This window comes from Streptomyces sp. NPDC001714, assembly GCF_042892755.1.
Lineage (GTDB): Bacteria > Actinomycetota > Actinomycetes > Streptomycetales > Streptomycetaceae > Streptomyces.
On record NZ_JBIAUL010000006.1, the window covers coordinates 9,486 to 35,745 of the forward strand.

A 26,260-nucleotide genomic window follows, 5' to 3' on the forward strand; every position below is an offset into this window, starting at 1 on the left:
GGGGGTGGGGGGGTTTACCCCCCCGGGGGGGCGGCCCCCCGGGGGGGGGGCCCCGGGGGGGGGGGGGGGCCCGCCGGCCCCCCCCCCCGCCCCCCCGGGGGGGGGGGGGCCCCGGCGCGGCAAGCCCCCACCGGCCCGCAGCCTGATCACGACCTGATCCGCCCCACTCGAAGCACCCTCGCTTCGACATCGGGGTCGAGCCCCATCCCCGCCCCCACCAGCACCGAGCCGTCCGCGCCGAAGGACTCCACGGCGGCCGGCTCACCGCCCGGCTTGTCCTGTGCGTACTCGGTCGCCTCGGCTCGACACGTACGTATACCGTCCGGCACGGCCCCGCAGCAGCCGTGCCGAGGCCCGCACCACCCGGGGCGCGAGGCCGTCGGGTGTGGTGCGGGCGCCGTGCAGCGCCCGCACCCCGGCCGGGGTGCGGCGGCTGCCGCGGTGGAAGCCGTCACCTCCCAGCCGCGCCCGAGCGCCGCCTCGACGACCGCCCGGCCCACGAACTCCGTACCGCCCAGCACCAGAAGTCTCGTGCCGTGGACGGCGGACAGAACGGGGTTCAGCCGCGGGCGGAGCGGCCGCCCGCGGCTCGTCAGCGGCCTGTCGGCGGCGTGTACTTGTATCCCACCCGGCGGACCGTCTGGATCGCCCGGCGGTGCTCCGCGCCGAGCTTGCGGCGCAGCCGGGCGACGTGGACGTCGACCGTGCGGCCGTCGCCGACGTGGCCGTAGCCCCAGACCGTGGTGACCAGCTGGTCGCGGGTGTGCACCCGGCCCGGGTGCGCCACCAGATGGGCGAGCAGCTCGAACTCCAGGTAGGTGAGGTCGAGTTCACGCCCGTCGACCTGGGCGGTGCGCTCCACGGTGTCGACGGTGACGAGCGGCCGGGTGCCGCTCGCGGCCGGGGCGGGTTCCGTGGCCGGCTCCTGCGGGTCCGGCACCGCGACCGGAAGGAAGGGCGGCTGCTGGTCCGCCGGGACCAGCACCAGGTAGCCGATCATCGGCGGCTGGCCCGGCAGGGTGGGCAGGGCGTGCTGCGGGGCGGGCAGCCAGGTGGCGCCCGGTGGCAGCAGATCGGCCATGTCCACGACCTCGTCCCGGTCGACGGCACGCAGCCGGTGCCGGGCGGGCGAGGAGGCGGCGAGGGCGGAGGCGGGGGAGAGAGAACGAGTGGTCGCCATGAGACGTCAGCTCTTTCGCGCGAGGAGTCAGTCGGTCGAGGGCGACGGCCGCGATTCGTGGTCGGGCGCGCCGCGGGGACGTACTGCGTTCCGCGCTGGCCGAAGGCCGGGGTGTACGGCTTTAGAGGGCCCGCGCGTTCGTCGCGCGGCAACACACCCGGTCGAAGTCGTGGTGCTGACGAGAAGGCCAGAACGGCTCAAGGTCCTGGCGACCCGTCGCGCTGCACTTCTGGAAGCTGGCCATGCGCCCATTGAAGCAGACACAGCCGGGAAACAGGACCCTCCTCTCACTGCTTGGACGCTTCTTTGGCACGACGCATGCCGAAGGGGCGCCCACCGTCACGGTGGGCGCCCCTTCGGGAGAGTCGTCCGCGGATCAGACCTGGCCGGCCTTGTCCAGGGCGGTGCAGCAGGTGTCGACGATCAGCCGGGTCACGACGTACGGGTCGACGTTGGCGTTCGGGCGGCGGTCCTCGATGTAGCCCTTGCCGTCCTTCTCGACCTGCCACGGGATACGCACCGAGGCACCGCGGTTGGAGACGCCGTAGGAGTACTCGTTCCACGGGGCGGTCTCGTGCAGACCGGTCAGCCGGTCGTCGATGCCCGCGCCGTAGTTCTTGACGTGGTCGAGCGGCTTGGAGCCCTCACCGAGCGACTCGCACGCGGTGATGATGGCGTCGTAGCCCTCGCGCATCGCCTTGGTGGAGAAGTTGGTGTGCGCGCCGGCGCCGTTCCAGTCGCCCTTGACCGGCTTCGGGTCGAGGGTGGCGGAGACGCCGAAGTCCTCGGCGGTGCGGTAGAGCAGCCAGCGGGCCACCCACAGGTGGTCGGAGACCTCCAGCGGGGAGACCGGGCCGACCTGGAACTCCCACTGGCCGGGCATGACCTCGGCGTTGATGCCGGAGATCGCGAGACCCGCCTTCAGGCAGTTTTCCAGGTGCGCCTCGACGATCTCGCGGCCGAAGATCTCGTCCGCGCCGACACCGCAGTAGTAACCGCCCTGGGGGGCCGGGAAGCCGCCCTCGGGGAAGCCCAGCGGGCGGGAGCCGTCGAAGAAGGTGTACTCCTGCTCGATGCCGAAGATCGGCTCCTGCGCGGCGAACTTGTCGGCGACCTCGACCAGTGCGGCGCGCGTGTTGGAGGAGTGCGGGGTGAAGTCGATGTCCAGGACCTCGCACAGGACGAGGACGTCGTCGCCGCCGCGGATCGGGTCCGGGCAGGTGAAGACCGGCTTCAGCACACGGTCCGAGGAGTGCCCCTCGGCCTGGTTCGTGGAGGACCCGTCGAAGCCCCAGATCGGCAGCGCGTCGAGACCGGCGGGGGCGCCCGCGATGATCTTCGTCTTCGAACGCAGCTTGGCCGTCGGCTCGGTGCCGTCGATCCAGATGTACTCAGCCTTGAAGGTCACGGGCCACATCCTTCGGGGTGGGTCGGGCGCACTTGCGGGTGCAGTGGCGCTACGGCACTGGGGCGCCTCGGTGTTGCCCGGAAGCCTGTCAACAGGCGATTTCCCGATCATTGCTCGAATGTGAACCCGGTGTTACCTGGTGGCTCTGTGGTGCGACTCACGTTGTGAGAGCGGGGCGGGCGGGGTACGGAGCCCAATTCGGGCACCGTGCCCGTCCCTTCGCGGCGGCCGCCGACTTTCCCTCCGTAAAAGTCGGCGGCCGGGCCTCGGCTCGTGGTTCCGGTCAGCCGACCTTCTCGATCAGCGCACGGCGGATCAGGAACTTGCCGGGCTCCCGAACCTGTTCGAAGGCCGCGTTGTTGAGCAGCACGCAACTGCCGGAGACCGACGTGACCTTCACCGTCGTGGACTTGTTGTTGTCCAGGTTGGTGACCTTCAGCGTGGTCCCCGCCGGGAACTGGTTGCTGGAGGCGGCCGGAGCGCCTGCCTCGCCGGACAGCGTGACCGTCGAGCCCTTGCAGACCTGCTGCCCTGAGGCGGCAGTGCCCCCGGTGTTACCGGTGTTGCCCGTGGCCGCGGTCTGCGACGGCGTCGCCGTGGCGGTCTGCCCGGTCTGGCCCGTCTGCGTCCCGCTCGCCGCCTGGGAGCCCTGAGCCGACTCCCCAACGACGCAACCGGACGCCTTCTGCTGGACCTTGATCTGCGCGACGACCGCCTCGCGGTTGGCGATCCGGGCCGACGACTGCGCGTCCGGGTTCGCCTTCTGGTCCGCGATGAACTTCTGGTTGTTGCCGAGGGCCGTGGCCAGCCCCGAGCAGACGGTCGAGTCCGCCGCCGACGACAGGGTCTTCGCGCTCTGCGAGCTCTGCGCGGCGTTCGAGGTGGACGCCAGGACGAAGGCCCCGCCGCCGGCCACGGCCGCGGCACCGACCAGCAGTGCGATCGTCTTCTTGGCGCCGAGAGTTCTCCTACGCGACATGCGCGCCTCCTGAAAAGGGGTGGGGGAACGTACGCCGATAGGTACGAGATATCGAACGCCGTTACTCAGCGGTTACCGGAGTCGCTGAAGTAACTTGCGTCACATTGGAGTTGAGGGCTGTTCAGCTCTTGCCTCTGGCCAGCGCTTCCTGTACGGCCTCGTCGGTGCGGGCGACGAGTGCCGTGCCGTCGTCGGCGGTGATGATCGGCCGCTGGATGAGTTTCGGGTGCTCGGCGAGGGCCGTGATCCACCGGTCGCGCGCGCCCGCGTCCCGTGCCCACTCCTTCAGCCCCAGCTCCTTGGCGACCGCCTCCTGGGTGCGGGTGATGTCCCACGGTTCGAGCCCGAGCCGTTCCAGTACGGCCCTGATCTCGTCCTCGGTCGGTACGTCCTCCAGGTAGCGGCGGACGGTGTAGTCGGCCCCCTCGGCATCGAGCAGGCCGATCGCACTGCGGCACTTCGAGCACGCGGGGTTGATCCAGATCTCCATACGGGGAACGGTACGCGAGCCGCCTCCCAGGGCCGCTCTGTTCGAATTTCTGGGGGTGTCGAAGGAACCCCTCCCGTACATCGCGCCCCACCTGAAAAACCCTTCTCCACCTGGCTGTTCGGCGCCCTTGCGGGCTGTCTCGTTGTCAGTGCCGACCGGTACACTGGACGCAGTGTTCGAGAGAGTCGCCGGGAAGTCCGGAGGCGCTCCGACCGCGACAGGAGGATGCCTGTGCCCGCTGCCGCACTGAAGCCGAAGCCGAAGTCCCTGCCGACCCAGTCCACCGCGAAGCGTGCGGTGCTGCTCGACTCGCCGTACGCGCCGGCGGAGAAGCGCCCGCTGCCGGCCGGGCGGCCACGCGAGTGGTACGTCAGCCACAACCGCCGCCTGAAGGCCATGCGCCTCGCCATCGCCCTGCTCGACTCCGGCGTCTACCTGCCGAACCAGGCACGCAACGAGACGATACGGAGCACGGCGGAGAGCATCGGGATCCACCCGCCGTCGGACACGACATGCCACATGGTGCGGGCGCTGATGCGATATTCGCGGTGAGCCGATGGTGCCGGGTGCCGTGTGTTCCGCGCGGCGCCCGGTGCTTGTCCGACTGGGGGCTGCCGCCCCCAGGCCCCCGCATCGGGGGTGCGGCCGATGTGGTCCGGCTGCGGGCTGGTGGGGATGCTCGCGCAGTTCCTCCCCCAGCCTTCGGCCGGGGGTGCCCCCAGCGCCCCTTACGGGGCGCTGCAGTCGGTGCTCCTTCCCGGCGGGCGGCACCCTGCCAGTGCCGGTGAGCGACCCCACCCCCCGGCCCTCACCCGCTCAGCTCCCGTTCCAGCGGTGTCCGGAAGCGCGGGGTGACCTTCGCGGTTCCCACCCAGCCGCGCAGCCGCTCCGCCTCCGCCGCGACCGCCTGCTCGGCCTCTCTCCGGATGCCCGGATCGAGGATCCGCCAGACGATCTCACCGTCGCGGCGCTGCGCCCAGCCGCCCACCACCAGCCCGTTCCACCACACCGTCGGCCCCACGTTGCCGCTTCTGTCGAAGAGCGGCGGCCGCAGCTCCGGCGGCAGGTACCAGTCCCGCCGCTGCCATGCCATGGCCGTCGGGTCGAGGGCGGGCAGGAGGGCCGCCCAGGGGCGGGACGGTCCGGTGACGGCCGGCAGATCGCCGGCCGTCACGTACCCCGTGTCGTCCTCGTCCAGAGTCACCGGCTCCGCGCCGATCGCGGTCAGCGCCCGGCGGACCTCGGTCACCCGCCACCCCGTCCACCACTTGAGGTCCGCTTCCGTGGCCGGGCCGCAGGCGTGCAGCCAGCGGTCCAGCAGGACCGCCTGGGCCTCGGCCGGGTCCAGCTCCGGATGGTCCGGCGCCGCCGCCCAGCGGAACTGGCTCGAGGTCCAGGAGCCCAGCGGGCGGCCCCGCACCACCTTGCCCTCCACGCCCAGGACCCTCAACAGGCGCGTCGAGACGGTGTGGATGCCTTCGTAGCTCTTGCCGGCGGCGTACGGGAACTGCTCGCGCAGGCGTGGTTCGGCGGCCGCCAGCTCCGACGCCGTCGCCTGGCCGAGCCGGGCCAGCTCGGCCAGCGTCGAGGACTCGACCTCCCCGAGCCAGGCCGCGTCCGGGGCGCCGGCCCGTGCCATGTCCTTGAGCAGGGCGGCGCGTTCGCGGGCGGCCACCGTCAGGCCCGTCGAGGCGTGCACGACCGCCGTGAGCTCCGCGGGGAAGGCGAAGACCGTGTGCCGCATGCCGTGCATCCGCACCAGGGTGCGGTCCTGGTAGAGGGCCCGCTCCGTCTCCGGCACGGTCTTCGCCGCCTCGGCCAGCCGCGCCCCCACCGCCAGGTACACCGTCGCCGGGTCCGAGCCGTGCAGCGCCACCAGCGCCTCGGCGACCTCCTCCGGCGTCGTCGCCCGTGCCGGGCCCGCCAGCCGATGGCGAGACGCCAGCCGGGCACGCCGCTCCGCCACCCCGATGTGCCGCCGCCCGCCGCTCATGCCGACCTCCCCGTGGACTCCTGACCGCATCCTGCCCGACGCCACTGACAATCACCTGTTCGCCGGACTCGGCATGCGCCGGCCCCGCTCCTCGCATTCAGTGCGATCAGCAGGTCAGGGAGGGAGCAGGCGACCGAGGGGAGCGCCGCGTGACCACCCCCGCCGACCGTGCCGCCCGCGGCAGAGCCGCCCGCAAGCGGGCCCCCGTTCGGCCCACGCCCGCCGGTTGCCCGCCGTCGACCGCGCCGACCCCGTCGCCGTACTGGAGCGGCAGGGCCGCGACCGGCTGCCCGAGCTGCTGCCCGTCCGGGCGAGCGGCGGCGCAGGCTCAACTCCCCGAGCGCGGCCGTGCTTTCGCCGTGGCCCGAGAAGTCGAAGGCCAGGGCGGGGCGGCCGTGGGCGGCGAACTCCGCGAGCAGCGGGCGCAGTCGCCGTTCGCTGCCGTTGCCCGCGCCGTGCAGGAGGACGGCGACCGGTCCGTCCGCGCCGCCGGCGGCCGGGGAACGGACTTCGCCGAGCCGTTCGCCGTCGTACTCCTGGGTGAAGCAGGTGAGTTGGTCCATGCCGCACGTTCACCCATGGGTGCGTCCGCGGGTGCGCCCACGAAAACGGGATGCACGCCGAGTGACCGGCTCCCTACGCTGGAGAGGCGTTGCGGAGTGGTCCACCACCGCTTTCCGAAGGGCGGGCCGCGCCCCCGGGACCCGGGACTACACTGCCGCGCACCGACGGACGGCCGCCCGTCCCCCGCGTGCCGTCGGATCCGTCGACCGCTCACACACCCACGCCACGGAGGCCCGTCATGGGCACCATCGTCCTATCCGGAACCGTCGTCCTGGTCATCCTCGGATTCGGCAACCACAACTGGTGGCTCGCCGCCGTCGCCCTGCTCTTCCTGTACGTGCAGTACGGGCGGGGCTCGTCGTCGGCCTCCTCGTCGGGCGGTTCGTCCGGCGGGGGAGGGGGCATGGCCGGCGACTACAAGACGTACCGCGACCGCCGCGACCAGCAGGCCAAGTGGGAGCGCCGCTACCGCCGCGAGCGCCCCCTGGAGTCCCGGCGCCAGCAGAACGAGAAGGGGAAGTAGGCAGCAGGTGCCTCCGGCCGGTCAGAGGCCGGGGGCACCCCAGACCGGGAACCAGCGGCTGAGGTCCTGCTCGATCCGCAGGTCGCTCGCGAGCGCCGCCTTCACCTGCAGCTCAAGTGCGCTGTCCCGCCGCTGACCGGAACCGGGCAGCGGCGCGAAGGGATAGAAGGTGCCCCGTTTGTAGAGGTAGACGAGCGCGAGCCTGCGCCCGCGCTCGTCCCCGAAGGCCGCCAGCGAACAGAGCAGCTGCGGGCCGAAGCCGTTGACCTCCATCGAGCTGTTCACCGCGTGCAGGTCGTTGACCAGCTGCGGAAGCTGGTCGGGGGAGCGCTGCGAGACCAGCCAGGAGTACCCGTAGTCGTCCTGGCGCAGCTCCACCGGAACCCCGCCGCGGTCCGCGTCCGCGTCGAGGAGCGCCTGGACCTCCCGGTGGGTCTGCTCGAAGGCCGCGCCCTCCACGGTGGCGAAGCACACCGCGCCCCCGCCGGTGGGCGTGAACCCGGCCGCCGCCTCCAGCGTCAGCGCCGCCGACGGCAGCGCGAACAACTGGTCGAGATCGGGTGCGACCGGCTTCGTACGGCCCAGCAGGATGTCCAGGAACCCCATGCTCACCCGGCCTTTCCGGGCGTCGCCGCCTCACCCAGCTCCGCCGAGATCCGCCCCAGCTGCTCGAGCCGCTGCTCCAGGGTCGGGTGGGTGGAGAAGATGCGCTCGATGCCGGGCTCCTTGCCGGTCGCCGGGGTGAAGTAGAACGCGTTGAAGGCCTGGGCCGTGCGCAGGTCCTTGGTCGGGATCCGGGCGATGTCGCCGGAGACCTTGGTGAGCGCCGACGCCAGGGCGGAGGGCCGGCCGGTGAGGTGGGCGGCGGCCCGGTCGGCGGCCAGCTCCCGGTACCGGGACAGTGCCCTGATCAGCAGGAAACTGATCGCGTACACGGCCGCCGAGACCCCGATGATCGCGGCGAACACGGCGGCGGTGTTCTGGTCCCGCCGACCCCCGCCGAAGAGCTGCGAGTAGAACGCGAACCGCACGATCAGCCCGGCGATGACCCCGAGGAAGGACGCGACCGTGATCACGGCGACGTCCTTGTGCGCCACGTGTGACAGCTCGTGTGCGAGCACGCCCTCCAGCTCGGCGGGCTCCAGGCGGCGCAGCAGCCCCGTGGTCACGCAGACGACCGCGTGATCGGGGTTGCGCCCGGTCGCGAACGCGTTCGGCATGTCCATCTCGGACACGGCGACGACCGGCTTCGGCATGTCGGCGATGGCGCACAGCCGGTCCACCACGGCATGCAGCTCCGGATACTCCTCCCGCTCCACGACCCGCCCGCGCATGGCGAACATCGCGATCCGGTCGGAGAACCAGAACTGCGCCACGAACATCGCGCCCACCAGGACGACGACCAGCAGCCACGACTTCAGCAACACGATCAACGCGGCAACGAAGCCGACGTACAACAACCCGAGCAGGAACAGCGTGACCGTCATCCGCACGGTCAGCCGCCGGTCGCTCCGGAAGCGGCTCTGCATCTTGCATCACCCCGCAGTCAGGCACTCGTCCCGCTGTCCAGTGTGCACCTGCCGTGGCCCATGGAAAGGTTCCGAACGTCCCTAGTAGCGGCAAAAGGTCCCTGTGAGCGTGCGGCCGCGTCGTGGTTGCTCGCGCGGTTCCTCCCCCAGCCTTCGGCCGCGGGACCTCCAGCGCCCCTTTGGGGCGCTAGTACGGCGAGCGCGTCTGCATGTAGCCCAGCAGGACGATCACCGCTGCCACGCACCCCAGTACCACCGCCGTCGACACCCATGACGACCGCCGCGGTGCCACCGGTCCCGGGTCCGGCCGGAACGGTACCGGGTCCGGCGGGTTCTCCCGCCACCGGGCGGCCAGCATGCGCGCCCGCGCGGACGGCTCCTTGTGCTCCGCCTCGGCGGCCCACCTGAGGTCGAACTCCCGCTCTTCGTCTTCCTGTTGGGACATCCCGATCCCCCCCGTATCGAACATGCGTACCGACGCACGATACGACGGCGCCCCCGTCCTGAGAAACAGGAACGGGGGCGCCGAACAGCCGAAGCGGCGTCTGTCACACGTCGAAGTAGAGCTCGAACTCGTGCGGGTGCGGACGCAGCTGCAGCGGGGCGATCTCGTTGGTGCGCTTGAAGTCGATCCACGTCTCGATCAGGTCGGGCGTGAAGACGTCACCGGCGAGCAGGAACTCGTGGTCGCGCTCCAGGGAGTCGAGGACGGCCGGGAGGGAGGTCGGGACCTGGGCGACGTTCGCGTGCTCCTCGGGAGCCAGCTCGTAGAGGTCCTTGTCGATCGGCTCGGCCGGCTCGATCTTGTTCTTGATGCCGTCCAGGCCCGCGAGGAGCAGGGCCGAGAAGGCCAGGTACGGGTTGCCGGAGGAGTCGGGCGCGCGGAACTCGACGCGCTTGGCCTTCGGGTTCGAACCCGTGATCGGGATACGCATCGCGGCCGAGCGGTTGCGCTGCGAGTACACCAGGTTGATCGGCGCCTCGAAGCCCGGGACCAGGCGGTGGTACGAGTTCACCGTCGGGTTGGTGAACGCGAGCAGCGACGGGGCGTGCTTCAGGATGCCGCCGATGTAGTAGCGGGCGGTGTCCGACAGGCCCGCGTAACCGGCCTCGTCGTAGAACAGCGGGTCGCCGTTGGCCCAGAGCGACTGGTGGACGTGCATGCCCGAGCCGTTGTCGCCGAAGATCGGCTTCGGCATGAAGGTCGCGGTCTTGCCGTTGCGCCAGGCCACGTTCTTCACGATGTACTTGAAGAGCTGGAGGTCGTCGGCGGCGGCGAGCAGCGTGTTGAACTTGTAGTTGATCTCCGCCTGGCCGGCGGTGCCCACCTCGTGGTGCTGGCGCTCGACCTTCAGGCCGTTCTTCTCCAGCTCCAGGGAGATCTCGGCGCGCAGGTCGGCGAAGTGGTCGACCGGCGGGACCGGGAAGTAGCCGCCCTTGTAGCGGACCTTGTAACCACGGTTGTCCTCGAGCGCGCCGGTGTTCCAGGCGCCGGCCTCGGAGTCGATGTGGTAGAAGCTCTCGTTCGCCGAGGTGGCGAAACGGACGCTGTCGAAGACGTAGAACTCGGCCTCGGGGCCGAAGTACGCGGTGTCGGCGATACCGGTCGAGGCCAGGTACGCCTCCGCCTTCTTCGCCACGTTGCGCGGGTCACGGGAGTACTGCTCGCCCGTGATCGGGTCGTGGATGAAGAAGTTGATGTTGAGCGTCTTGTCGCGGCGGAAGGGGTCCACCCGGGCCGTCGACAGGTCGGCGCGCAGCGCCATGTCGGACTCGTGGATCGCCTGGAAACCGCGGATCGAGGATCCGTCGAAGGCGAGCTCGTCGTCCGGGTCGAACGCCTCGACGGGCACCGTGAAGTGCTGCATGACGCCCGGCAGGTCGCAGAACCGGACGTCGACGAACTTGACGTCCTCGTCCGCGATGAACTTCTTGGCCTCGTCGGCGTTCTGGAACATCCAGCTCCTCCTACTCCCAGCCGTTCCCGTGCCGGGGTGGTAGTTCGTTCGTGCGGCCAGTGCGGTGGCACACGTTGTTCTCGACCCTAGGGACGGGTGATTTCTCGGGCGTGACCCATTTGTTTCGCTGAAGTTAACCGACCTCGGTTCCACCGTAGCCCGTGGCACCCCGCCGACCCAGGGGCCGGGCCGGGCCCAGTACCGTGGTCGGGTGGACAACAGGCAAGCAATCGGATCGTGGCTCTCCGGACCCCGTGCGGCCATGGAGGACGCGGGTGCCGAGTTCGGGTACCGGGGCGAGCAGCTCGGTCTGCCGGAGGAGGGGCCCGGCTCCATCGCCCGCCCCGGGCGGCGGCTCGGGGCGCTGGTCGTGGACTGGGCGCTGTGCGAGTTGATCGCATACGGCCTGATCACTAAGGGCTACAACCCGGCGACGACCGGCAACTGGGCTCTGCTCGTCTTCTTCGTCCTGGGAGTCCTCACGGTGGGCACGCTCGGCTTCACGCCGGGTAAGCGGCTGTTCCGGCTGCGGGTGGTCGGCGTCGAGACGGGCCGGGTGCAGCCGCTGCGCGCACTGGCCCGCACGGTGCTGCTGTGCCTCGCGATCCCGGCTCTGGTCTGGGACCGGGATGGCAGGGGGCTGCACGACCGGCTGGCGAAGACCGTAGAGGTCCGTATGTAGGTGCGGCGCCGCGGGGGCTGGTCGCGCAGTTCCTCCCCAGCCTTCGGCCGGGGGTACCTCCAGCGCCCCTGACAGGGCGCTGGAGCCGCCGTGTCTGCCCAGCCGCGCGCGCTCGAAGATCTCGGCCGCGGGCAGTCGTGAATCTCAGCCGCGGGCAGTCGAGCCGCTGGGGCGATGGGGGTCCCCCGCTCGAGCGAAGCCGAGAGTGGGGGAGGGCGGGCGCTGGGGTCCCCCGGCCGAAGGCTGGGGGAGGCACCCGGCAAGCGCCGGTGAGCGCGCCCACCCCCGCCCCGCCCCATCCCGCCTCACCTCCTCCGCAGGACCCGCGTCAGCACCTCCCGCAGCTCTCCCTCCGGTTCGGGCACGGCGCCTTCCGAGCGCCACGCCACGAATCCGTCCGGCCGCACCAGCACCGCGCCGTCCGCCGTCGTACCGTGTGCCGCCGCCCAGTCGCCGTCCTCCGTGTCGTACACAAGATCGCCCGCCGTCCCGACGCGGTACGTGTCCAGCCGCAGCCGCTCCGTGTCCGCGATCCGCCGGGCGGCCGCATGCCAGGCCGCGCCCCCGGCCGAGCCCGCGTCGCTCAGCAGCACCATCGACCGCTCGTACAGGTCGAGCGTGGACACCCGCTCCCCCTCCCGGCGCAGCCACAGGTGCGGGGCCCGGCTGCCCGGCTGCCCGGTGAGGTTCATCCCGGCGGGTACCAGCGGCTGGTCCGGGTCGGCGCCGAGGACCGCCCCCTTCGGGTACCGGTAGCCGAGGACGACGTTGAGGATGCCGCCGCGCTTGCCGGCGCCGATGCCGGGGGCCGGTGCGAAGCCGGGGTGGCTGTGCTCGACGGAGCGGGCGGAGGCGCGGGCGCTGGTGGCGAGGGCGACCGGGCGGCGCTCGGCGTCGTAGGAGTCGAGGAGCCCGGGGCCGGCCCAGCCGTCCAGGACCGCCGCCAGCTTCCAGGCGAGGTTGTGGGCGTCCTGGATGCCGGTGTTGGAGCCGAAGGCCCCCGTCGGGGACATCTCGTGCGCGGAGTCGCCGGCCAGGAAGACCCGCCCGGACGAGTACCGTTCGGCCACCCGTTCGGCCGCCCGCCAGGAGGCTCGGCCGGTGAGCTCGACGTCGAGGTCGGGGACGCCGACGGCCCGCCGGATGTGCCGGGTGAGCCGCTCCTCGGTGAACTCGTCGAGGGTCTCGCCGCGTTCGGGGTGCCAGGGCGCGTGGAAGACCCAGCGTTCCTTGTTGTCGACGGGGAGCAGGGCGCCGTCGGCCTCCGGGTCGGTGAGGTAGCAGCAGATGAAGCGGCGGTCACCGACCGTGTTCTGGAGCAGCTTGGAACGGAAGGTGATGCTGACGTTCGCGAACAGGTCGCCGGGGCCCGTCTGGCCGATGCCGAGCCGGCCGCGGACCGGGGAGCGCGGACCGTCGGCCGCGACCAGGTAGTCCGCGCGGACGGTGTACATCCGGTCGGAGTCACGGTCGCGGACGTACGCCGTCACTCCTTCGGGGTCCTGTTCGAAGGACTCCAGCTCGTGGAAGTAGCGCAGCTCGCCGGTGAGCGACTCGGCTGCCCGGCGGAGCACCGGTTCGAGGTCGTTCTGGCTGCACAGGCACCAACCCGTAGGGCTGAACCTCGCGAGTCCGCCGCCCGGATCGATCTCCTTGAACAGCCATTCGCCGGCGTCGCCGACCAGCGTCGGGGTCTGCAGGATGCCGTGGTTGTCGGCGAGTAGGGAGGCCGCGGCCTTGATGTCCGGCTCGATGCCCGCTCTCCGGAACAGCTCCATCGTCCGCACGTTGTTGCCCCGGCCGCGTGGGTGGATCGAGGTCCCGGAGTGTCTCTCGACGAGCATGTGGCGGACGCCCAGTCGGCCCAGGAAGAGGGACATGGACAGGCCCACGAGGGAGCCGCCCACCACGAGGACGGGGACCTGGTGATCGGTTTTCTGGTGCATCGGGCACTCCAGGGGCGGGTGTTGGTGCGTCAGGTGCGTTGGAACGTCCATGCCCCGTCCGGGCCCCCTCGGGAGGGGTTCCGCAGGCTCAATCACCCACCTGGTTCACGCGAGTCGCGCGCTTCCGAGGACCGGCACAGGATCAAGAAGCGCTGACGCCGCGTCATCGGCGAAGGCGCAGGCCGCTGCCCCAGCGAAGGAGAAGTGCGAAGCATGACGACGATCTCGGAAAAGGTTTCGGCAAAGCCGACCCGAACGACCCGCCCGGTCTCGACACGGGTCTCCCAGTCCGTCTTCGACGGCTCCCGGCTCCGGGTCGTCCTGCTGGTGGACGTCTACGACGGCGCACAGCAGCAGTTCCTGGAGGCCTACGAGCAGCTGTGCAGCCAGGTCGCCCAGGTGCCGGGCCACGTCAGCGACCAGCTCTGCCAGTCGATCGAGAACCCCTCGCAGTGGCTGATCACCAGCGAGTGGGAGAGCGCCCCGCCGTTCCTCGCCTGGGTGAACAGCGAGGAGCACGTGCAGATGGTGAAGCCGCTGCACAACTGCGTCCGCGACACCCGCTCGCTCCGCTTCCACGTCGTACGGGAGACCGGCGGACCGTCGGCCGACGCCGTACGCGTCCTGCAGGCCAACCCGCGGATGGGCGACGGCGTGATCCGCCACGCGCTCACCTTCACGGTCACGCCGGGCAGTGAGGCCAAGGTCGCGAAGATCCTCGCGGACTACGCCTCGCCCCAGGCGAAGGTCGACGACGCCACCCGGCTCTGCCGCACCTCCCTGTACATGCACGGCAACCGGGTGGTGCGGGCCATCGAGGTGCGCGGCGAGCTGATGGCCGCCCTGCGCCACGTCGCCCGGCAGCCCGAGGTACGGGCCGTCGAGGAGGCCATCAACCCCTACCTGGAACAGGACCGCGACCTCGACGACCAGGAGTCCGCACGGGTGTTCTTCACCCGGGCGGCGCTGCCGGCGGTGCACCACGTCGGCGCCGAGGAGCCGGCCGACGGCGAGCGGCACGCGCTGTACTACCCGGCCCGTCCGGGCTGCGGAATGCGGCTCGCGGAGCTGCTGGCCCAGCAGGACGAGGCCGCGGCCGAGGACCCGGCGAGCCCGATGCTGCACAGCACGGTCTTCCAGCGTGACGACGTCGTCGTCCGCCTGGTCGAGCAGCGGCCCGGGACGCCCGTGGACGTCACCCCGGCCCACGCGCTGACCGCCCTGCTGGACGGCGACGCGGTGCGGATGCAGCTCATCACCGACCGCCGTTCGCCGGACGCCTGACGTTCGACCCTTCACCGTCGCATCACCCCACGGAGGAACGCAGACATGCAGCCCATTCCCAAGATCGTGGACCTCAGCGAGGTCGAGCCCAACACCCGGCGCGGCGGCGATCTGCGCGCCATGCTCACCCCGGCCACGGTGGGTTCCACCAGCGGTTTCATGGGTGTGGCCATCGTGCAGCCGGGTGACCGCATCGCCGAGCACTACCACCCGTACTCCGAGGAGTTCGTGTACGTCGTCTGCGGCGACCTGGAGGTCGACCTGGACGGCGAACCGCACCCGCTGCGGCCGGAGCAGGGACTGATGATCCCCATCAACATGAAGCACCGTTTCCGCAACGTGGGCAACGTCGAGGCCCGGATCGTCTTCCACCTCGGCCCGCTGGCACCGCGCCCGAGCCAGGGCCACGTGGACACCGAGGAGACGGAAGCCGTCGCCGTGGGGCAGGTCCGGTCGTGACCCGGCGCGTGGCGGTTACGGGCATAGGCATCGTGGCTCCGGGGGGTGTGGGCGTACCGGCGTTCTGGGATCTGCTCGCCTCGGGCCGGACCGCGACGCGCGGCATCACCTTCTTCGACCCCTCGGGCCTCAGGTCGCGGATCGCCGCCGAGTGCGACTTCGACCCGGCGGCGCACGGCCTGGACGCCGAGGAGATCGAGCGGGCGGACCGGTACATACAGTTCGCCCTGGTCGCCGGTGACGAGGCGGTCCGGGACTCCGGTCTCGATCTCGGCCGGGAGGACCCCTGGCGGATCGGGGTCTCCCTGGGGACGGCGGTCGGTGGCACCACCCGCCTGGAGCACGACTACGTCCTGGTGAGCGGCGCGGGACAGCGCTGGGACGTGGACCACCGGCAGGCGCAGCCCCAGCTGCACCGGGCGTTCTCCCCGAGCACGCTCGCCTCCGCGGTGGCGGAACGATTCGGCGCCCAGGGTCCGGTGCAGACCGTGTCCACCGGCTGCACCTCGGGCCTGGACGCCGTCGGCTACGCCTTCCACACCGTCCAGGAGGGCCGCGCCGACGTCTGCATCGCCGGTGCCTCGGACTCCCCGATCTCACCCATCACCATGGCCTGCTTCGACGCGATCAAGGCCACCTCCCCGAACAACGACGACCCCGAGCACGCCTCCCGGCCCTTCGACAACCGCCGTGACGGGTTCGTCATGGGCGAGGGCGGCGCGGTGCTCGTGCTGGAGGAGCTGGAGCACGCCAAGGCCCGCGGCGCGCACATCTACTGCCAGCTCGACGGCTACGCCACCTTCGGCAACGCCTACCACATGACCGGTCTCACCAGCGAGGGCCTGGAGATGGCCCGCGCCATCGAGACCGCCCTGGACCACGCCCGCCTCGACCCCACTGCCATCGACTACGTCAACGCGCACGGCTCCGGCACCCGGCAGAACGACCGCCACGAGACCGCCGCCGTCAAGAAGGCGCTCGGGCAGCACGCCTACAGCACGCCCATGAGCTCCATCAAGTCCATGGTGGGCCACTCGCTCGGCGCGATCGGCGCGATCGAGGTCGTCGCCTGTGTGCTCGCCCTGGCCCACCAGGTCGTCCCGCCCACCGCGAACTACGAGACCCCCGACCCCGAGTGCGACCTCGACTACGTGCCGCGCGTCGCCCGCGAACGGCCCCTGAGCGGTGTCCTGTCCGTGGGCAGCGGGTTCGGCGGCTTCCAGTCCGCGGTGATCCTGACCCGGCAGAGAGGACGGACACGATGAGCGAACCCCGTGCTCGGCGGGCGGCCGTCACCGGCATCGGTGTCGTCGCGCCCAACGGAACCAGCACCGAGACCTTCTGGAAATCCGTCCAGGAGGGACGCAACGTCCTCGACAAGGTGACCCGCGACGGCTGCGAGCACCTGCCCATGAAGGTGGCCGGAGAAGTCCGCGACTTCGACCCGGCGGCCGCCGTCGAGGAACGCCTCATCGTCCAGACCGACCGCTTCACGCACTTCGCGATGGCCGCGGCCGACCTGGCACTCGAAGACGCCCGGCTCGGCCGCGCCGACACCGACGGCTCGCCGTTCGACATCGGCGTGGTCACCGCGGCCGGCTCCGGCGGCGGCGAGTTCGGCCAGCGCGAGCTCCAGCAACTGTGGGGCAAGGGCAGCCGGTACGTCGGTCCCTACCAGTCCATCGCCTGGTTCTACGCGGCCAGCACCGGCCAGATCTCCATCCGGCGCGGCTTCAAGGGCCCCTGCTCGGTGGTCGCCGCCGACGAGGCCGGCGGTCTGGACGCCCTCGCCCACGCCGCCCGCGCGGTCCGCCGCGGCACGGACGTCATCGTGGCCGGCTCCACCGAGGCGCCGATAGCTCCGTACTCGGTGGTCTGCCAGCTCGGCTACGAGGAACTCAGCCGGGAGACCGACCCGGCCCGCGCCTACCGCCCGTTCACCGAGCAGGCCTGCGGGTTCGTGCCGGCCGAGGGCGGCGCCATGCTCGTCGTGGAGGACACCGGCTCGGCCTGCAGACGCGGACTGCCGGTACGGGCCACCCTCGACGGCCACGCGTCGACCTTCACCGGCGCCTCCCGCTGGGCCGAGTCCCGGGCCGGGCTCGCCCAGGCGATCCGCGGGGCGCTGGCCGAGGCCGGCTGCGCCCCCGAGGAGATCGACGTGGTCTTCGCCGACGCCCTGGGCGTCCCGGAAGCCGACCGGGCGGAGGCGCTGGCCATCACCGACGTCCTCGGCGCGCACGGCAGGCGGGTGCCGGTCACCGCGCCCAAGACCGGGATCGGCCGGGGCTACTGTGCGGCCCCGGTCCTGGACACCGCCGCCGCGGTGCTCGCCATGGAACACGGTCTGATCCCGCCGACCCCGGGTGTCCACGACATCTGCCACGACCTCGACCTCGTGACCGGCAGCGCCCGCGCCGCCGCTCCACGCACGGCGCTGGTGCTCAGCCGGGGCCTCATGGGGTCGAACTCGGCGCTCGTGCTGCGCCACGGCGCGGCCGAGTGAGTCGAACACACCAGCTGCCCAGCAGCGAAGCAGAAGGAGTTGCTATGAGCATCACCGTGGACGAACTGTCCGAACTCATGAAGAAGGCCGCGGGTGTCACCGTCTCCCCGGCCGACCTCCAGGACCGGGCCGACAGCGGCTTCGACGTCCTCGGCGTCGACTCGCTGGGCCTGCTCGGCATCGTCGGCGAGCTGGAGAACCGGCACGGCGTGCCCATGCCGGTGGACGCCGAGCGGTGCAAGACGCCCCGCCAGTTCCTCGACCTCGTCAACAGCGCCATGCCCGCGGGAGCCTGACATGACCGGACACACCCAGAACGAGATCACCATCGCCGCGCCCGTCGACCTGGTCTGGGACATGACCAACGACGTGGCCAACTGGCCCCAGCTGTTCAGCGAGTACGCCAGCGCCGAGATCCTCGAGGAGACGGGGAAGAAGGTCACCTTCCGGCTGACCATGCACCCCGACGAGAACGGCAAGGTGTGGAGCTGGGTCTCCGAGCGTGAGGCGGACCGCCGCAATCTCCGCGTCAAGGCCCGCCGGGTCGAGACCGGCCCGTTCGCGCACATGGACATCCTCTGGCAGTACGAGGAGGTGCCCGCGGGCACCCGGATGGTCTGGACCCAGGACTTCGCGATGAAGCCGGAGGCGCCCGTCGACGACGAGTGGATGACCGACAACATCAACAAGAACTCCAAGATCCAGATGGCCCTGATCCGCGACAAGATCGAGAAGGCCGCCACCGGCCGGCGCCCCGACCCGGCCCTCGCCGACTGAGCCGGCCGGCAGCAGGACAGGAACGGAGAGACACGTGCACCAGGCCCTGATCGTCGCCCGTATGGCGCCGGGCTCCGCCCCCGACATCGCGAAGGTGTTCGCGGACTCCGACCGGGGAGAACTGCCGCACCTCGTCGGGGTGGTCCGGCGCAGCCTCTTCCAGTTCGGTGATGTGTACATGCACCTCATCGAGTCCGAACGCGAGCCGGGACCGGCCATCGCCAAGGTCACCTCGCACCCCGAGTTCAGGGACGTCAGCGACCGTCTCACGGCGTACGTCAGCGCGTACGACCCGGAGACCTGGCGCTCGCCCAAGGACGCGATGGCCCAGCGCTTCTACCTCTGGGAGCGCGACGGCGGCGCGTGAACCCGCGTACCGCCGTACGCCAACGGTGCCGGACCCGCGCACGACGCGGGCCCGGCACCGGCGCGTGCCGGGCCGCCCGGCTCAGGCGGGCACCGTGCAGTCGAAGGCGTGCAGGTACGGGTTGACCGGCCGGATGTCGTTGACGCTCAGGCCCGCGTCGCCCAGCCGCCGCACCATGGAGTCGGTGGTGTGCTTGGCCCCGCCGACGTTCAGGAGCAGCAGCAGGTCCATCGCGGTGCTGAACCGCATCGACGGGGTGTCGTCGACCAGGTTCTCGATCACCACGACCCGGGCCCCGGGGCCGCCGGCCGCGACCACGTTGGCGAGCAGCCGCGCGGTGGACTCGTCGTCCCACTCCAGGATGTTCTTGATGACGTAGACGTCCGCGTCGACCGGCACGGCCTCCCGGATGTCACCGGGCACGATCCGCGCGCGGTCCGCGAGGTCCCCGCCCTCGCGCAGCCGGGGCAGGGCCTTCTCGACGACCTTGGGCAGATCCAGCAGATAGCCCTTCATCGTCGGGTACTTGTCCAGCAGGCTGGCCACCACGTGCCCCTGGCCGCCGCCGAGGTCCGCGACCGACCGGCTGCCGGACAGGTCGAGCAGGGCCGCGACCTCCCGGGCCGACTGCTCGCTGGAGGTGGTCATCGCCCGGTTGAAGACGTCCGCCGACTCCGGCGCGTCCTCGTTCAGGTAGTCGAAGAACTCCTTGCCGTAGAGGTCCTCGACGACGTTGCGGCCGGTGCGCACGGCCTCGTCGAGCTTCGGCCAGGCGTCCCAGGTCCACGGCTCGGTGCACCACATGGCGATGTAGCGCAGGCTGTGCGGGTCGTCCTCGCGCAGCAGCCGGGAGGTCTCGGTGTGGGCGAACGTCCCGTCCGGCCGCTCGGCGAAGACGCCGTAGCAGGACAGGGCCCGCAGCAGCCGGCGCAGCGGCTTCGGGTCGGTCTTCACCGTCGACGCCAGGGATTCCACGGTCATGGGAGCGTCCCCGAGCGCGTCGGCGACGCGCAGCCGGGCGGCAGCGCGGACGGCGGCGGCACAGGCCGCCCCGAACACGAGCTCGCGCAGCCGCATCGACGGCGGCGGAGCGTCCTCCTCCGGCCCCTTGGCCGGCGTCGTGAGGTCGCGTGCTGGTGCGGTCATGTGCCGCCTTCCTTCCTGGTGGGGTGTCGTACGGCCGTCAGGTCAGCACAGACCCGCGGGCTTGGACTTCTTGCAGGTGTTGTCCTTGAAGGCGTTGCCGTGCTTGCTGGCCTCCTGGTTGACCAGGTCGGCGGGGGAGTTGCCCGACAGCTTGTTGCGGGTGACCTGGTTCTTGTCGCTGGTGACACCCACGAAGCTCTTGAAGACCACGACACCGCCCGACAGCGGCGACTTGCCGGAGTTCCCGGTGACGGTGTTCCCGGTCACCACGGTGTTCTCGGTGCCGGTCAGCACGATGCCGGAGCCCTGCAGGAAGGACAGCCGGGCGGTCTTCTTGCAGTACTTGTTGTTCTTCACGACCTGGTTGTCGGCGACGGTCAGGTGACCGGCCTTCGGCTTGTTCTCGTCGCCGACGACGAACACGCCCGCGCAGTTCCCGGTGACCGAGTTGTCGGAGACGGTGAGGTTGCGCAACCGGCGGACGGTGACACCGATCCGGTTGTTCTCCAGGAGGTTGTGCTCGACGACCGTGCCGAAGGTGTCGACGGCGCCCTTCTCCGTGGTGACGGAGTTGGCGAGGAAGATGCCCGCGTCGCCGTTGTTCCGGGCGACGTTGTTCCGGTACACGCTGTGGACCGCGCGCTCCTCGGCGAGGCCCCACTGCCCGTTCTTCACGGCGGCCACGCCGTGCACGTTCAGGTTGGCCGTGCCCACGGCCATGACACCGGTCCGGGAGAACCCGGTGACGGTCATGTGGGCGATGGTCACGTCCTCGACGGGCTGCTTCTTGGCGCCGACCACGCAGATGCCGTTGCCCATCTCGGCGCAGGACTTCACGGCGGTCTTCTTCGTGCCGCTCATGGCCTTCATGGCCTTCATGGCCTTCTTGGACTTCTTGACCGGCTGGAGCACGGTGTCCGGGCCCATGCCGCGCAGGGTGAGGCCGGGCGTCGTCACCTTGACGCTCTCGTGGTAGGTGCCGGCCAGCACCAGGACCGTGTCACCGGGCTCGGCGGCGTCGACCGCCTTCTGGATGGACTCACCCGGGTGCACGGTCAGAACGCCGTGCGAGGGGGTCGCCGGGGCGGCGCCGAGGAGGGAGCCGCACAGGGCGGCGCTGCACGCGAGGTATGCGATATGGCGTTTTGTCACATACGGGAGGTTAGGAGCGGATGACCCGATAAACGGTTGGATGCTCCGTTCGGCGGCGTGTCGCCCCGTCAGGGGTGCCGGGGTCCCCGGCCGAAGGCCGGGGGAGGAACCGCGCGAGAAACCACGAAGGCGCGGCAGTCGCCAACGCAACCACCGCGCCCGAGCTCGTAGGCGTGCCTACCGGCGTTTACCGCCCCCGAGGCCCACCCTTCGGCATCCGCATCCCCTTCGGCATCGGCCCCTTCGGCAACGGCATGTTGGACATCAGGTCCCCCATCGCCCGCAGCCGGTCGTTCGTGGTCGTCACCTGCGGCCCCGTCAGCACGCGAGGGAACTTCAGCATCGTGGTCCGCAGCTTCTTCAGCTCGATCTGGCCCTCGCCCGTGCCCACGATCACGTCGTGCACCGGCACGTCGGCCACGATCCGGGCCATCTTCTTCTTCTCGGCGGCCAGCAGGGTCTTCACCCGGTTCGGGTTGCCCTCGGCGACCAGGACGATGCCGGCCTTGCCGACCGCCCGGTGCACCACGTCCTGGCTGCGGTTCATCGCCACCGCCGGCGTCGTCGTCCAGCCCCGCCCGATGTTGTCCAGGACGGCGGCCGCGGCGCCCGGCTGGCCCTCCATCTGGCCGAAGGCCGCCCGCTCGGCCCGCCGGCCGAAGACGATCGCCGTCGCGAGGAAGGCGAGCAGCAGGCCCAGGATGCCCAGATAGACCGGGTGGCCGATCAGGAAGCCGATCACGAGGAAGACGGCAAGGGTGCCGAGACCGACACCCGCAAGGACAAGACCGATCACCTTGTCGGCCTTGCGGGTCATCTTGTACGTGAGGACGATCTGCTTCAGTCGTCCCGCATTCGCAGCGTCCGCTGCGGGTTCCTGCCTCGCCATGCCCCGAAGTCTACGTGGCCCCGGGAGTGCCGACGACGGCAGTGTCCCGACAAGGGCCGCGGAAGGTGTGTCAGGAGCGGCCGGCGGCCTGCTCGAGGAAGCGCTGGGCCTCGACCCGGTCCTTGGCGCGACGGCGGTCCTCCAGCACGGAGGTCCAGGCGTTCTGGCGTGCGGTGCGCTGGCCGCCGCTCATGAGCAGTGACTCGACGGCGCGCAGCGCGTCGGTGAAGGACGGGATCGCGGTGGCGCGAACGGGCGCGGCCTGCATGGTGGAGGTCCCCCCTCGAGGTGGGTGTACATGCTGTGATACCAGGGTCACTGTTCGGTGTTACCAGGGCGTGACCGACCGGTCAAACGCCAATGAAACCTTGATACGCGGGCCCGGAACGCTGACGCGGCCCTGACGTGCGCCCTCATCAGCGAGGACGGTCAGGACCGCGTCCATTCGGTCACTACTGGCCAGTAATAGTTTGTGCGTGAATTCACACGCTCGGCGGCGGGGCCGGTGCGGACCGCCGTCAGACCGCCTGCGCGGCGACGAACGCGCCCCGCTTCTCGACGGCCATCTGGTACAGGCGGCCGGCGCGGTACGAGGACCGCACCAGCGGGCCGGACATGACGCCGGAGAAGCCGATCTGCTCGGCCTCCTCCTTCAGCTCCACGAACTCCTGCGGCTTGACCCAGCGCTCGACGGGGTGGTGCCGCACGCTCGGGCGCAGGTACTGCGTGATGGTGACCAGCTCGCAGCCGGCCTCGTGCAGCTGGCGCAGCGCGTCGGAGACCTCCTCGCGGGTCTCGCCCATGCCGAGGATGAGGTTGGACTTGGTGACCAGGCCGAAGTCGCGGGCGGCCGTGATGACCTTGAGCGAGCGCTCGTAGCGGAAGCCGGGGCGGATCCGCTTGAAGATCCGGGGCACGGTCTCGACGTTGTGCGCGAAGACCTCGGGGCGGGCCGAGAAGACCTCGGCGAGCTGCTCGGGGACCGCGTTGAAGTCGGGGGCGAGGAGCTCGACCTTGGTGCGGCCGGCCTCGCGCTCCGCCGTCTGCGCGTGGATCTGGCGGACCGTCTCCGCGTACAGCCAGGCGCCGCCGTCCTCCAGGTCGTCGCGGGCGACGCCGGTGATGGTCGCGTAGTTCAGGTCCATGGTGACCACGGACTCGCCGACGCGGCGCGGCTCGTCGCGGTCCAGCGCCTCGGGCTTGCCGGTGTCGATCTGGCAGAAGTCACAGCGCCGGGTGCACTGGTCGCCGCCGATGAGGAAGGTCGCCTCGCGGTCCTCCCAGCACTCGTAGATGTTGGGGCAGCCGGCTTCCTGGCAGACCGTGTGCAGGCCCTCGCTCTTCACGAGGTTCTGCATCTTGGTGTACTCGGGGCCCATTTTCGCCCGGGTCTTGATCCACTCGGGCTTGCGCTCGATGGGGGTCTGGCTGTTGCGGACCTCCAGGCGCAGCATCTTGCGTCCGTCGGGTGAGACTGCGGACACGACCGGCTCCCTAGCGATTGATTCTTCGGCGACCTTCAGGGTACGCCCGTGGATTCGAATACCCGGTGTGGGTGCTGACCTCTGGAGGCTGCCGCCCCCGGACCCCCGCTTCGGCCTGAACGGCCTCGTCCTCAAACTCCCCCGGAGGGGGTGCCCCCGGACGGGCCGACGGTTGCCGGTGTCTTCTCGATCACCCTCGGCTTGAGATCGGCGTTCTCCAGGACGTCCTTCAGGTGCCGCTCCACCACCGGCAGCACCTCCTCGATCGTCACGTCCCGGCCGAGCTCGCCCGCGAGGGAGGCGACGCCGGCGTCCCGGATGCCGCAGGGGATGATCCTGTCGAACCACTTGTTGTCCGGGTTCACGTTGAGCGCGAAGCCGTGCATGGTCACGCCCTTGGCGACCCGGATGCCGATCGCGGCGATCTTGCGGTCCTCGCGGCGCTGGCCGGCGTTGGAGGGGGCGTACTCCGGGCCGTTGAGGCGGGGGTCGAACTCCTCGTCCGTGAGCCGGGGGTCGAAGTCCAGGGAGAGGCCTCCCCCAGCCTCCGGCCGGGGGGACCCCCAGGCCTGCGGCCGCTGCTCGACCGGGTCGCCGAGCACCCACACGCCGCTGCGCCCCTCGACCCGGGTGGTCTCCAGGCCGAACTCGGCGCAGACGCGGATCAGTGCCTCCTCCAGGCGCCGGACGTGTGCGACCACGTCCACCGGGCGCGGGAGCTTCTGGATCGGGTAGCCCACCAGCTGGCCCGGGCCGTGCCAGGTGATCTTGCCGCCGCGGTCCACGTCGATGACCGGGGTGCCGTCGAGCGGTCGCTCGTTGTCCGCGGTGCGGCGGCCCGCCGTGTAGACCGGGGGGTGTTCGAGCAGCAGGACCGTGTCGGGCACCTCGTCGGTGAACCGCGCCGCGTGCACCCGGCGCTGCTCGTCCCAGGCCTCCCGGTACTCGACGGCGTCCGCGCCGAACCCCATACGGACGAACCGCAACTCACTCACGGCAAGCGCCTCCCTAGGCGATGGGTGTGTCAGGCACATAACGCGCCCAAGCCACTGTACGTCCGCCCGTCGCGCGTCAGCCCCGGGGCCAATCCTCACACGATCGGATGAATGAACGTCGAGATGTGCGATCGACTGCTCACTCTCCGCTACATTCGCGCCGTCCACGAGCGCCAAAAGGGCTGCTCACCGGCAATCCGGGCACAAGCGACCGAGCTGAGCCAGAAGGCAGGAGACCGCACCCCAGATGACGGACCGACCCGCGCAGCGCACCCCCAACCGCCAGCTCGCCGCGCTCATCGCAGAAGCGGGGTTCTCCAACGCGGGTCTGGCCCGTCGCGTCGACCAACTCGGACTCGAACACGGGCTGGATCTCAGATACGACAAGACCTCGGTCACCCGGTGGCTGCGCGGCCAGCAGCCCCGGGGCACCACCCCCGCCCTGATCGCCGAGGTCTTCACCCGGCGACTCGGCCGCCGGCTCACCGCCCAGGACCTGGGTCTCGACGCGTGCGCCCCGGTCTACGCCGGGCTGGAGTTCGCGGCCACCCCCGAGGAGGCCGTCGACATCGTCAGCGGGCTGTGGCGCAAGGACTCCGGCAGCCACGCCGAGCTCCGCAAGATCGCCTTCACCCCGGCCGGGCTGGTCGTTCCCAGCCGGGACTGGCTGATCGGCCGCGCCGACGACCGGGTGGCCCGCGGCGAGCCGACGCCGACGGCGCCGGCGGCCGCGGCCCGGGTGCCGGCGCAGACCCGGCCCGCCGCGCCCAGGGCGGTGCCGCTCGCACCGGTGCGGCCGCGTGGGCAGGCCGAGCGCGGGCCCGGCCAGAAGGTGACCGGCGGCGACATCGCAGCCCTCCGCTCGGTCGGCGAACTCTTCCGCTCCCTCGACGACCAGTACGGCGGCGGGCACGCGCGGCAGGCGCTCGTCCGGTACCTGGAGCACGAGTGCGAGCCGATGCTGCGCGGCACGTACGGGGAGCAGACCGGCCGCAAGCTGTTCGGCGCGGCGGCCGACCTGACCCGGCTCGCGGGCTGGACGTCGTACGACATCGCCGCGCACGGCCTCGCCCAGCGCTACTTCGTCCAGTCGCTGCGGCTCGCCCAGGCGGCGGGGGACCGGTCCTACGGCTCCTACGTCCTCGTCACCATGAGCCGCCAGGCGGTCTACCTCGGCCACGGACGGGAAGCGGTGCAGCTCGCGCGCGTCGCCCAGCAGGGCGTGGGCACGAGCGCCCCGCCGGTCGTCCAGGCCCTGCTGCACGCGGCCGAGGCGCGCGCCCACGGGGTCCTCGGCGAGGTGCGCGCCTGTACCGGCGCGCTGGTCCGCGCGGAACGCGCCCTGGAGACGGCCCGCCCCGGCGACGAAGTCCCCTACTGGGCCCGCTTCTTCGACGAGGCTCAACTGGCCGACGAGTTCGGCCACTGCCACCGCGACCTCCAGCAGTTCCGGGCCTCCGCCCAGCACGCCGAGCGCTCCCTGCAACTCCGTGCGCCCTCCTATGCCCGCAGCCGCCTCTTCTGCCGCGTCGTCCTCGCCACGGCACGCCTGGGCCTCGGCGAACTGGACCAGGCGTGCGCGCTGGGCGTGGAGGCGGCGGGCGCGGCGTCGGAGATGCGCTCGGTCCGCGCGCTCGAGTACGTCAAGGACTTCGAACGCCGCCTGGAGCCCTACAAGGACGCGGCGCCGGTGAAGGGGTACCGCGAGAAGGTCGCCGCACTGAACTGACGTTCCGCTGCGCGGGGCTGTGGCCGACGTTCCGCTGCGCGGGGCTGTGGCCGACGGGGCACCCCGCTGGGCGAGCCGACTTCCCACTCGGCTCGCCTGTCCGCCCGTCAGACTTTCGCCGCCGCTCGCCTTTCTTTCCGCCGCAGCGGTGATCAGCCGCGATGGTGCTGTCCGGCGGTGCCGAGCGGCCGTTGCCGCTCGTTGTCGCCGATTCGGGTGG

Annotated in this window: 27 protein-coding genes and 1 pseudogene; 11 read left to right on the forward strand and 17 right to left on the reverse strand. The window is 71.2% G+C overall.

Annotated features, from left to right (window positions below):
- Positions 1-191: 191 nt before the first annotated feature.
- The 5 genes and pseudogenes from ACFY0P_RS16870 to ACFY0P_RS16890 all read right to left on the reverse strand — a co-directional run.
- Positions 192-521: pseudogene (locus ACFY0P_RS16870) on the reverse strand (reductase); the annotation flags it as partial.
- A 71-nt stretch (positions 522-592) separates the two neighbouring features.
- On the reverse strand, positions 593-1,180 hold the full coding sequence (locus ACFY0P_RS16875; RefSeq protein ID WP_388912871.1) for a winged helix-turn-helix domain-containing protein: 588 nt from the start codon (positions 1,178-1,180) through the stop codon (positions 593-595).
- Between the two features lie 376 nt (positions 1,181-1,556).
- Positions 1,557-2,588 (reverse strand): glutamine synthetase, encoded by a 1,032-nt coding sequence (gene glnII / locus ACFY0P_RS16880; RefSeq protein ID WP_388912874.1) that lies wholly within the window; start codon positions 2,586-2,588, stop codon positions 1,557-1,559.
- A gap of 283 nt (positions 2,589-2,871) precedes the next feature.
- Positions 2,872-3,567 carry a hypothetical protein gene (locus ACFY0P_RS16885; RefSeq protein WP_388912877.1) on the reverse strand — a complete coding sequence of 232 codons (696 nt, stop codon included), beginning with the start codon at positions 3,565-3,567 and terminating at the stop codon, positions 2,872-2,874.
- Positions 3,568-3,688: 121 nt separating this feature from the next.
- Positions 3,689-4,057, reverse strand: coding sequence for an arsenate reductase family protein (locus ACFY0P_RS16890; RefSeq protein WP_388912880.1), 369 nt, complete (start codon positions 4,055-4,057; stop codon positions 3,689-3,691).
- A 231-nt stretch (positions 4,058-4,288) separates the two neighbouring features.
- Here ACFY0P_RS16890 and ACFY0P_RS16895 point away from each other — a divergent pair, with 231 nt between their 5' ends.
- Complete coding sequence (locus tag ACFY0P_RS16895) at positions 4,289-4,609, forward strand: hypothetical protein (RefSeq protein ID WP_388912883.1); 321 nt, start codon at positions 4,289-4,291, stop codon at positions 4,607-4,609.
- Between the two features lie 256 nt (positions 4,610-4,865).
- Here ACFY0P_RS16895 and ACFY0P_RS16900 read toward each other — a convergent pair whose 3' ends face one another.
- Positions 4,866-6,050: a winged helix DNA-binding domain-containing protein gene (locus ACFY0P_RS16900; RefSeq protein WP_388912886.1), complete on the reverse strand. Its 1,185-nt coding sequence runs from the start codon at positions 6,048-6,050 to the stop codon at positions 4,866-4,868.
- Between the two features lie 802 nt (positions 6,051-6,852).
- Between ACFY0P_RS16900 and ACFY0P_RS16905 the strand changes: the two genes are divergently transcribed.
- Positions 6,853-7,137, forward strand: coding sequence for a hypothetical protein (locus tag ACFY0P_RS16905; protein WP_123977762.1), 285 nt, complete (start codon positions 6,853-6,855; stop codon positions 7,135-7,137).
- 21 nt (positions 7,138-7,158) lie between these two features.
- Here the strand turns inward: ACFY0P_RS16905 and ACFY0P_RS16910 are convergent, their stop codons facing one another.
- The 4 genes from ACFY0P_RS16910 to glnA all read right to left on the reverse strand — a co-directional run bounded on the left by ACFY0P_RS16910 (position 7,159) and on the right by glnA (position 10,624).
- On the reverse strand, positions 7,159-7,743 hold the full coding sequence (locus tag ACFY0P_RS16910; RefSeq protein ID WP_388914099.1) for a hypothetical protein: 585 nt from the start codon (positions 7,741-7,743) through the stop codon (positions 7,159-7,161).
- A 2-nt stretch (positions 7,744-7,745) separates the two neighbouring features.
- Positions 7,746-8,666 carry a zinc metalloprotease HtpX gene (gene htpX / locus ACFY0P_RS16915; protein ID WP_351954579.1) on the reverse strand — a complete coding sequence of 307 codons (921 nt, stop codon included), beginning with the start codon at positions 8,664-8,666 and terminating at the stop codon, positions 7,746-7,748.
- A 187-nt stretch (positions 8,667-8,853) separates the two neighbouring features.
- Positions 8,854-9,111, reverse strand: a complete 258-nt coding sequence (locus ACFY0P_RS16920) for a hypothetical protein (RefSeq protein ID WP_388912888.1) — start codon at positions 9,109-9,111, stop codon at positions 8,854-8,856.
- 103 nt (positions 9,112-9,214) lie between these two features.
- On the reverse strand, positions 9,215-10,624 hold the full coding sequence (glnA, locus tag ACFY0P_RS16925) for a type I glutamate--ammonia ligase (RefSeq protein ID WP_351954576.1): 1,410 nt from the start codon (positions 10,622-10,624) through the stop codon (positions 9,215-9,217).
- A 211-nt stretch (positions 10,625-10,835) separates the two neighbouring features.
- On the opposite strand from glnA, the gene ACFY0P_RS16930 reads away from it, so the two are divergent.
- On the forward strand, positions 10,836-11,306 hold the full coding sequence (locus tag ACFY0P_RS16930; protein ID WP_388912890.1) for an RDD family protein: 471 nt from the start codon (positions 10,836-10,838) through the stop codon (positions 11,304-11,306).
- 305 nt (positions 11,307-11,611) lie between these two features.
- Here the strand turns inward: ACFY0P_RS16930 and ACFY0P_RS16935 are convergent, their stop codons facing one another.
- Positions 11,612-13,252, reverse strand: a complete 1,641-nt coding sequence (locus tag ACFY0P_RS16935) for an FAD-dependent oxidoreductase (RefSeq protein ID WP_388912892.1) — start codon at positions 13,250-13,252, stop codon at positions 11,612-11,614.
- A 213-nt stretch (positions 13,253-13,465) separates the two neighbouring features.
- On the opposite strand from ACFY0P_RS16935, the gene ACFY0P_RS16940 reads away from it, so the two are divergent.
- The 7 genes from ACFY0P_RS16940 to ACFY0P_RS16970 are packed head-to-tail and all read left to right on the forward strand — an operon-like array spanning position 13,466 to position 18,645.
- Entirely contained in the window at positions 13,466-14,536 is a 1,071-nt protein-coding gene (locus tag ACFY0P_RS16940) for a SchA/CurD-like domain-containing protein (protein ID WP_388912894.1), read from the forward strand.
- Between the two features lie 45 nt (positions 14,537-14,581).
- Positions 14,582-14,995 (forward strand): cupin domain-containing protein, encoded by a 414-nt coding sequence (locus ACFY0P_RS16945; protein ID WP_388912896.1) that lies wholly within the window; start codon positions 14,582-14,584, stop codon positions 14,993-14,995.
- Entirely contained in the window at positions 14,992-16,260 is a 1,269-nt protein-coding gene (locus ACFY0P_RS16950; RefSeq protein ID WP_388912898.1) for a beta-ketoacyl-[acyl-carrier-protein] synthase family protein, read from the forward strand. Before ACFY0P_RS16945 ends, ACFY0P_RS16950 begins: the two co-directional genes overlap by 4 nt.
- Positions 16,257-17,501, forward strand: coding sequence for a ketosynthase chain-length factor (locus ACFY0P_RS16955; RefSeq protein ID WP_388912901.1), 1,245 nt, complete (start codon positions 16,257-16,259; stop codon positions 17,499-17,501). The genes ACFY0P_RS16950 and ACFY0P_RS16955 overlap by 4 nt, the downstream gene beginning before the upstream one ends.
- A 44-nt stretch (positions 17,502-17,545) precedes the next feature.
- Positions 17,546-17,797 carry an acyl carrier protein gene (locus ACFY0P_RS16960; protein ID WP_089101200.1) on the forward strand — a complete coding sequence of 84 codons (252 nt, stop codon included), beginning with the start codon at positions 17,546-17,548 and terminating at the stop codon, positions 17,795-17,797.
- Between the two features lies 1 nt (position 17,798).
- Entirely contained in the window at positions 17,799-18,278 is a 480-nt protein-coding gene (locus ACFY0P_RS16965) for an SRPBCC family protein (RefSeq protein ID WP_388912904.1), read from the forward strand.
- A gap of 34 nt (positions 18,279-18,312) precedes the next feature.
- Positions 18,313-18,645: a TcmI family type II polyketide cyclase gene (locus tag ACFY0P_RS16970; RefSeq protein ID WP_388912907.1), complete on the forward strand. Its 333-nt coding sequence runs from the start codon at positions 18,313-18,315 to the stop codon at positions 18,643-18,645.
- A gap of 81 nt (positions 18,646-18,726) precedes the next feature.
- Here ACFY0P_RS16970 and ACFY0P_RS16975 read toward each other — a convergent pair whose 3' ends face one another.
- The 6 genes from ACFY0P_RS16975 to lipB form a co-directional block, all read right to left on the reverse strand.
- A complete protein-coding gene (locus ACFY0P_RS16975) occupies positions 18,727-19,722 on the reverse strand; it encodes a methyltransferase (RefSeq protein WP_388914102.1) in 996 nt (331 codons plus the stop codon).
- A gap of 111 nt (positions 19,723-19,833) precedes the next feature.
- The gene (locus ACFY0P_RS16980) at positions 19,834-20,943 is read right to left on the reverse strand and encodes a nitrous oxide reductase family maturation protein NosD (RefSeq protein ID WP_388912910.1); all 1,110 of its coding nucleotides are present in this window, start codon (positions 20,941-20,943) and stop codon (positions 19,834-19,836) included.
- Between the two features lie 187 nt (positions 20,944-21,130).
- Positions 21,131-21,832, reverse strand: coding sequence for a DUF4191 domain-containing protein (locus ACFY0P_RS16985; RefSeq protein ID WP_388912913.1), 702 nt, complete (start codon positions 21,830-21,832; stop codon positions 21,131-21,133).
- 70 nt (positions 21,833-21,902) lie between these two features.
- Positions 21,903-22,100, reverse strand: a complete 198-nt coding sequence (locus ACFY0P_RS16990; protein ID WP_181806529.1) for a hypothetical protein — start codon at positions 22,098-22,100, stop codon at positions 21,903-21,905.
- Between the two features lie 250 nt (positions 22,101-22,350).
- Positions 22,351-23,316, reverse strand: a complete 966-nt coding sequence (lipA, locus tag ACFY0P_RS16995; RefSeq protein WP_388912916.1) for a lipoyl synthase — start codon at positions 23,314-23,316, stop codon at positions 22,351-22,353.
- Positions 23,317-23,447: 131 nt separating this feature from the next.
- On the reverse strand, positions 23,448-24,311 hold the full coding sequence (lipB, locus tag ACFY0P_RS17000; RefSeq protein ID WP_388912919.1) for a lipoyl(octanoyl) transferase LipB: 864 nt from the start codon (positions 24,309-24,311) through the stop codon (positions 23,448-23,450).
- Positions 24,312-24,558: 247 nt separating this feature from the next.
- Here lipB and ACFY0P_RS17005 point away from each other — a divergent pair, with 247 nt between their 5' ends.
- Positions 24,559-26,040, forward strand: a complete 1,482-nt coding sequence (locus ACFY0P_RS17005) for a regulator (RefSeq protein ID WP_388912922.1) — start codon at positions 24,559-24,561, stop codon at positions 26,038-26,040.
- Positions 26,041-26,260: the final 220 nt, after the last annotated feature.

Bases quoted from the DNA above. Each gene is read 5' to 3' on its own strand.
- ACFY0P_RS16875 (WP_388912871.1), bottom strand. From the start codon at position 1,180: ATGGCGACCACTCGTTCTCTCTCCCCCGCCTCCGCCCTCGCCGCCTCC.
- ACFY0P_RS16885 (WP_388912877.1), bottom strand. From the start codon at position 3,567: ATGTCGCGTAGGAGAACTCTCGGCGCCAAGAAGACGATCGCACTGCTG.
- ACFY0P_RS16890 (WP_388912880.1), bottom strand. From the start codon at position 4,057: ATGGAGATCTGGATCAACCCCGCGTGCTCGAAGTGCCGCAGTGCGATC.
- ACFY0P_RS16900 (WP_388912886.1), bottom strand. From the start codon at position 6,050: ATGAGCGGCGGGCGGCGGCACATCGGGGTGGCGGAGCGGCGTGCCCGG.
- ACFY0P_RS16905 (WP_123977762.1), top strand. From the start codon at position 6,853: ATGGGCACCATCGTCCTATCCGGAACCGTCGTCCTGGTCATCCTCGGA.
- ACFY0P_RS16910 (WP_388914099.1), bottom strand. From the start codon at position 7,743: ATGGGGTTCCTGGACATCCTGCTGGGCCGTACGAAGCCGGTCGCACCC.
- htpX (WP_351954579.1), bottom strand. From the start codon at position 8,666: ATGCAGAGCCGCTTCCGGAGCGACCGGCGGCTGACCGTGCGGATGACG.
- ACFY0P_RS16920 (WP_388912888.1), bottom strand. From the start codon at position 9,111: ATGTCCCAACAGGAAGACGAAGAGCGGGAGTTCGACCTCAGGTGGGCC.
- glnA (WP_351954576.1), bottom strand. From the start codon at position 10,624: ATGTTCCAGAACGCCGACGAGGCCAAGAAGTTCATCGCGGACGAGGAC.
- ACFY0P_RS16935 (WP_388912892.1), bottom strand. From the start codon at position 13,252: ATGCACCAGAAAACCGATCACCAGGTCCCCGTCCTCGTGGTGGGCGGC.
- ACFY0P_RS16940 (WP_388912894.1), top strand. From the start codon at position 13,466: ATGACGACGATCTCGGAAAAGGTTTCGGCAAAGCCGACCCGAACGACC.
- ACFY0P_RS16945 (WP_388912896.1), top strand. From the start codon at position 14,582: ATGCAGCCCATTCCCAAGATCGTGGACCTCAGCGAGGTCGAGCCCAAC.
- ACFY0P_RS16955 (WP_388912901.1), top strand. From the start codon at position 16,257: ATGAGCGAACCCCGTGCTCGGCGGGCGGCCGTCACCGGCATCGGTGTC.
- ACFY0P_RS16960 (WP_089101200.1), top strand. From the start codon at position 17,546: ATGAGCATCACCGTGGACGAACTGTCCGAACTCATGAAGAAGGCCGCG.
- ACFY0P_RS16965 (WP_388912904.1), top strand. From the start codon at position 17,799: ATGACCGGACACACCCAGAACGAGATCACCATCGCCGCGCCCGTCGAC.
- ACFY0P_RS16975 (WP_388914102.1), bottom strand. From the start codon at position 19,722: ATGCGGCTGCGCGAGCTCGTGTTCGGGGCGGCCTGTGCCGCCGCCGTC.
- ACFY0P_RS16985 (WP_388912913.1), bottom strand. From the start codon at position 21,832: ATGGCGAGGCAGGAACCCGCAGCGGACGCTGCGAATGCGGGACGACTG.
- ACFY0P_RS16990 (WP_181806529.1), bottom strand. From the start codon at position 22,100: ATGCAGGCCGCGCCCGTTCGCGCCACCGCGATCCCGTCCTTCACCGAC.
- ACFY0P_RS17005 (WP_388912922.1), top strand. From the start codon at position 24,559: ATGACGGACCGACCCGCGCAGCGCACCCCCAACCGCCAGCTCGCCGCG.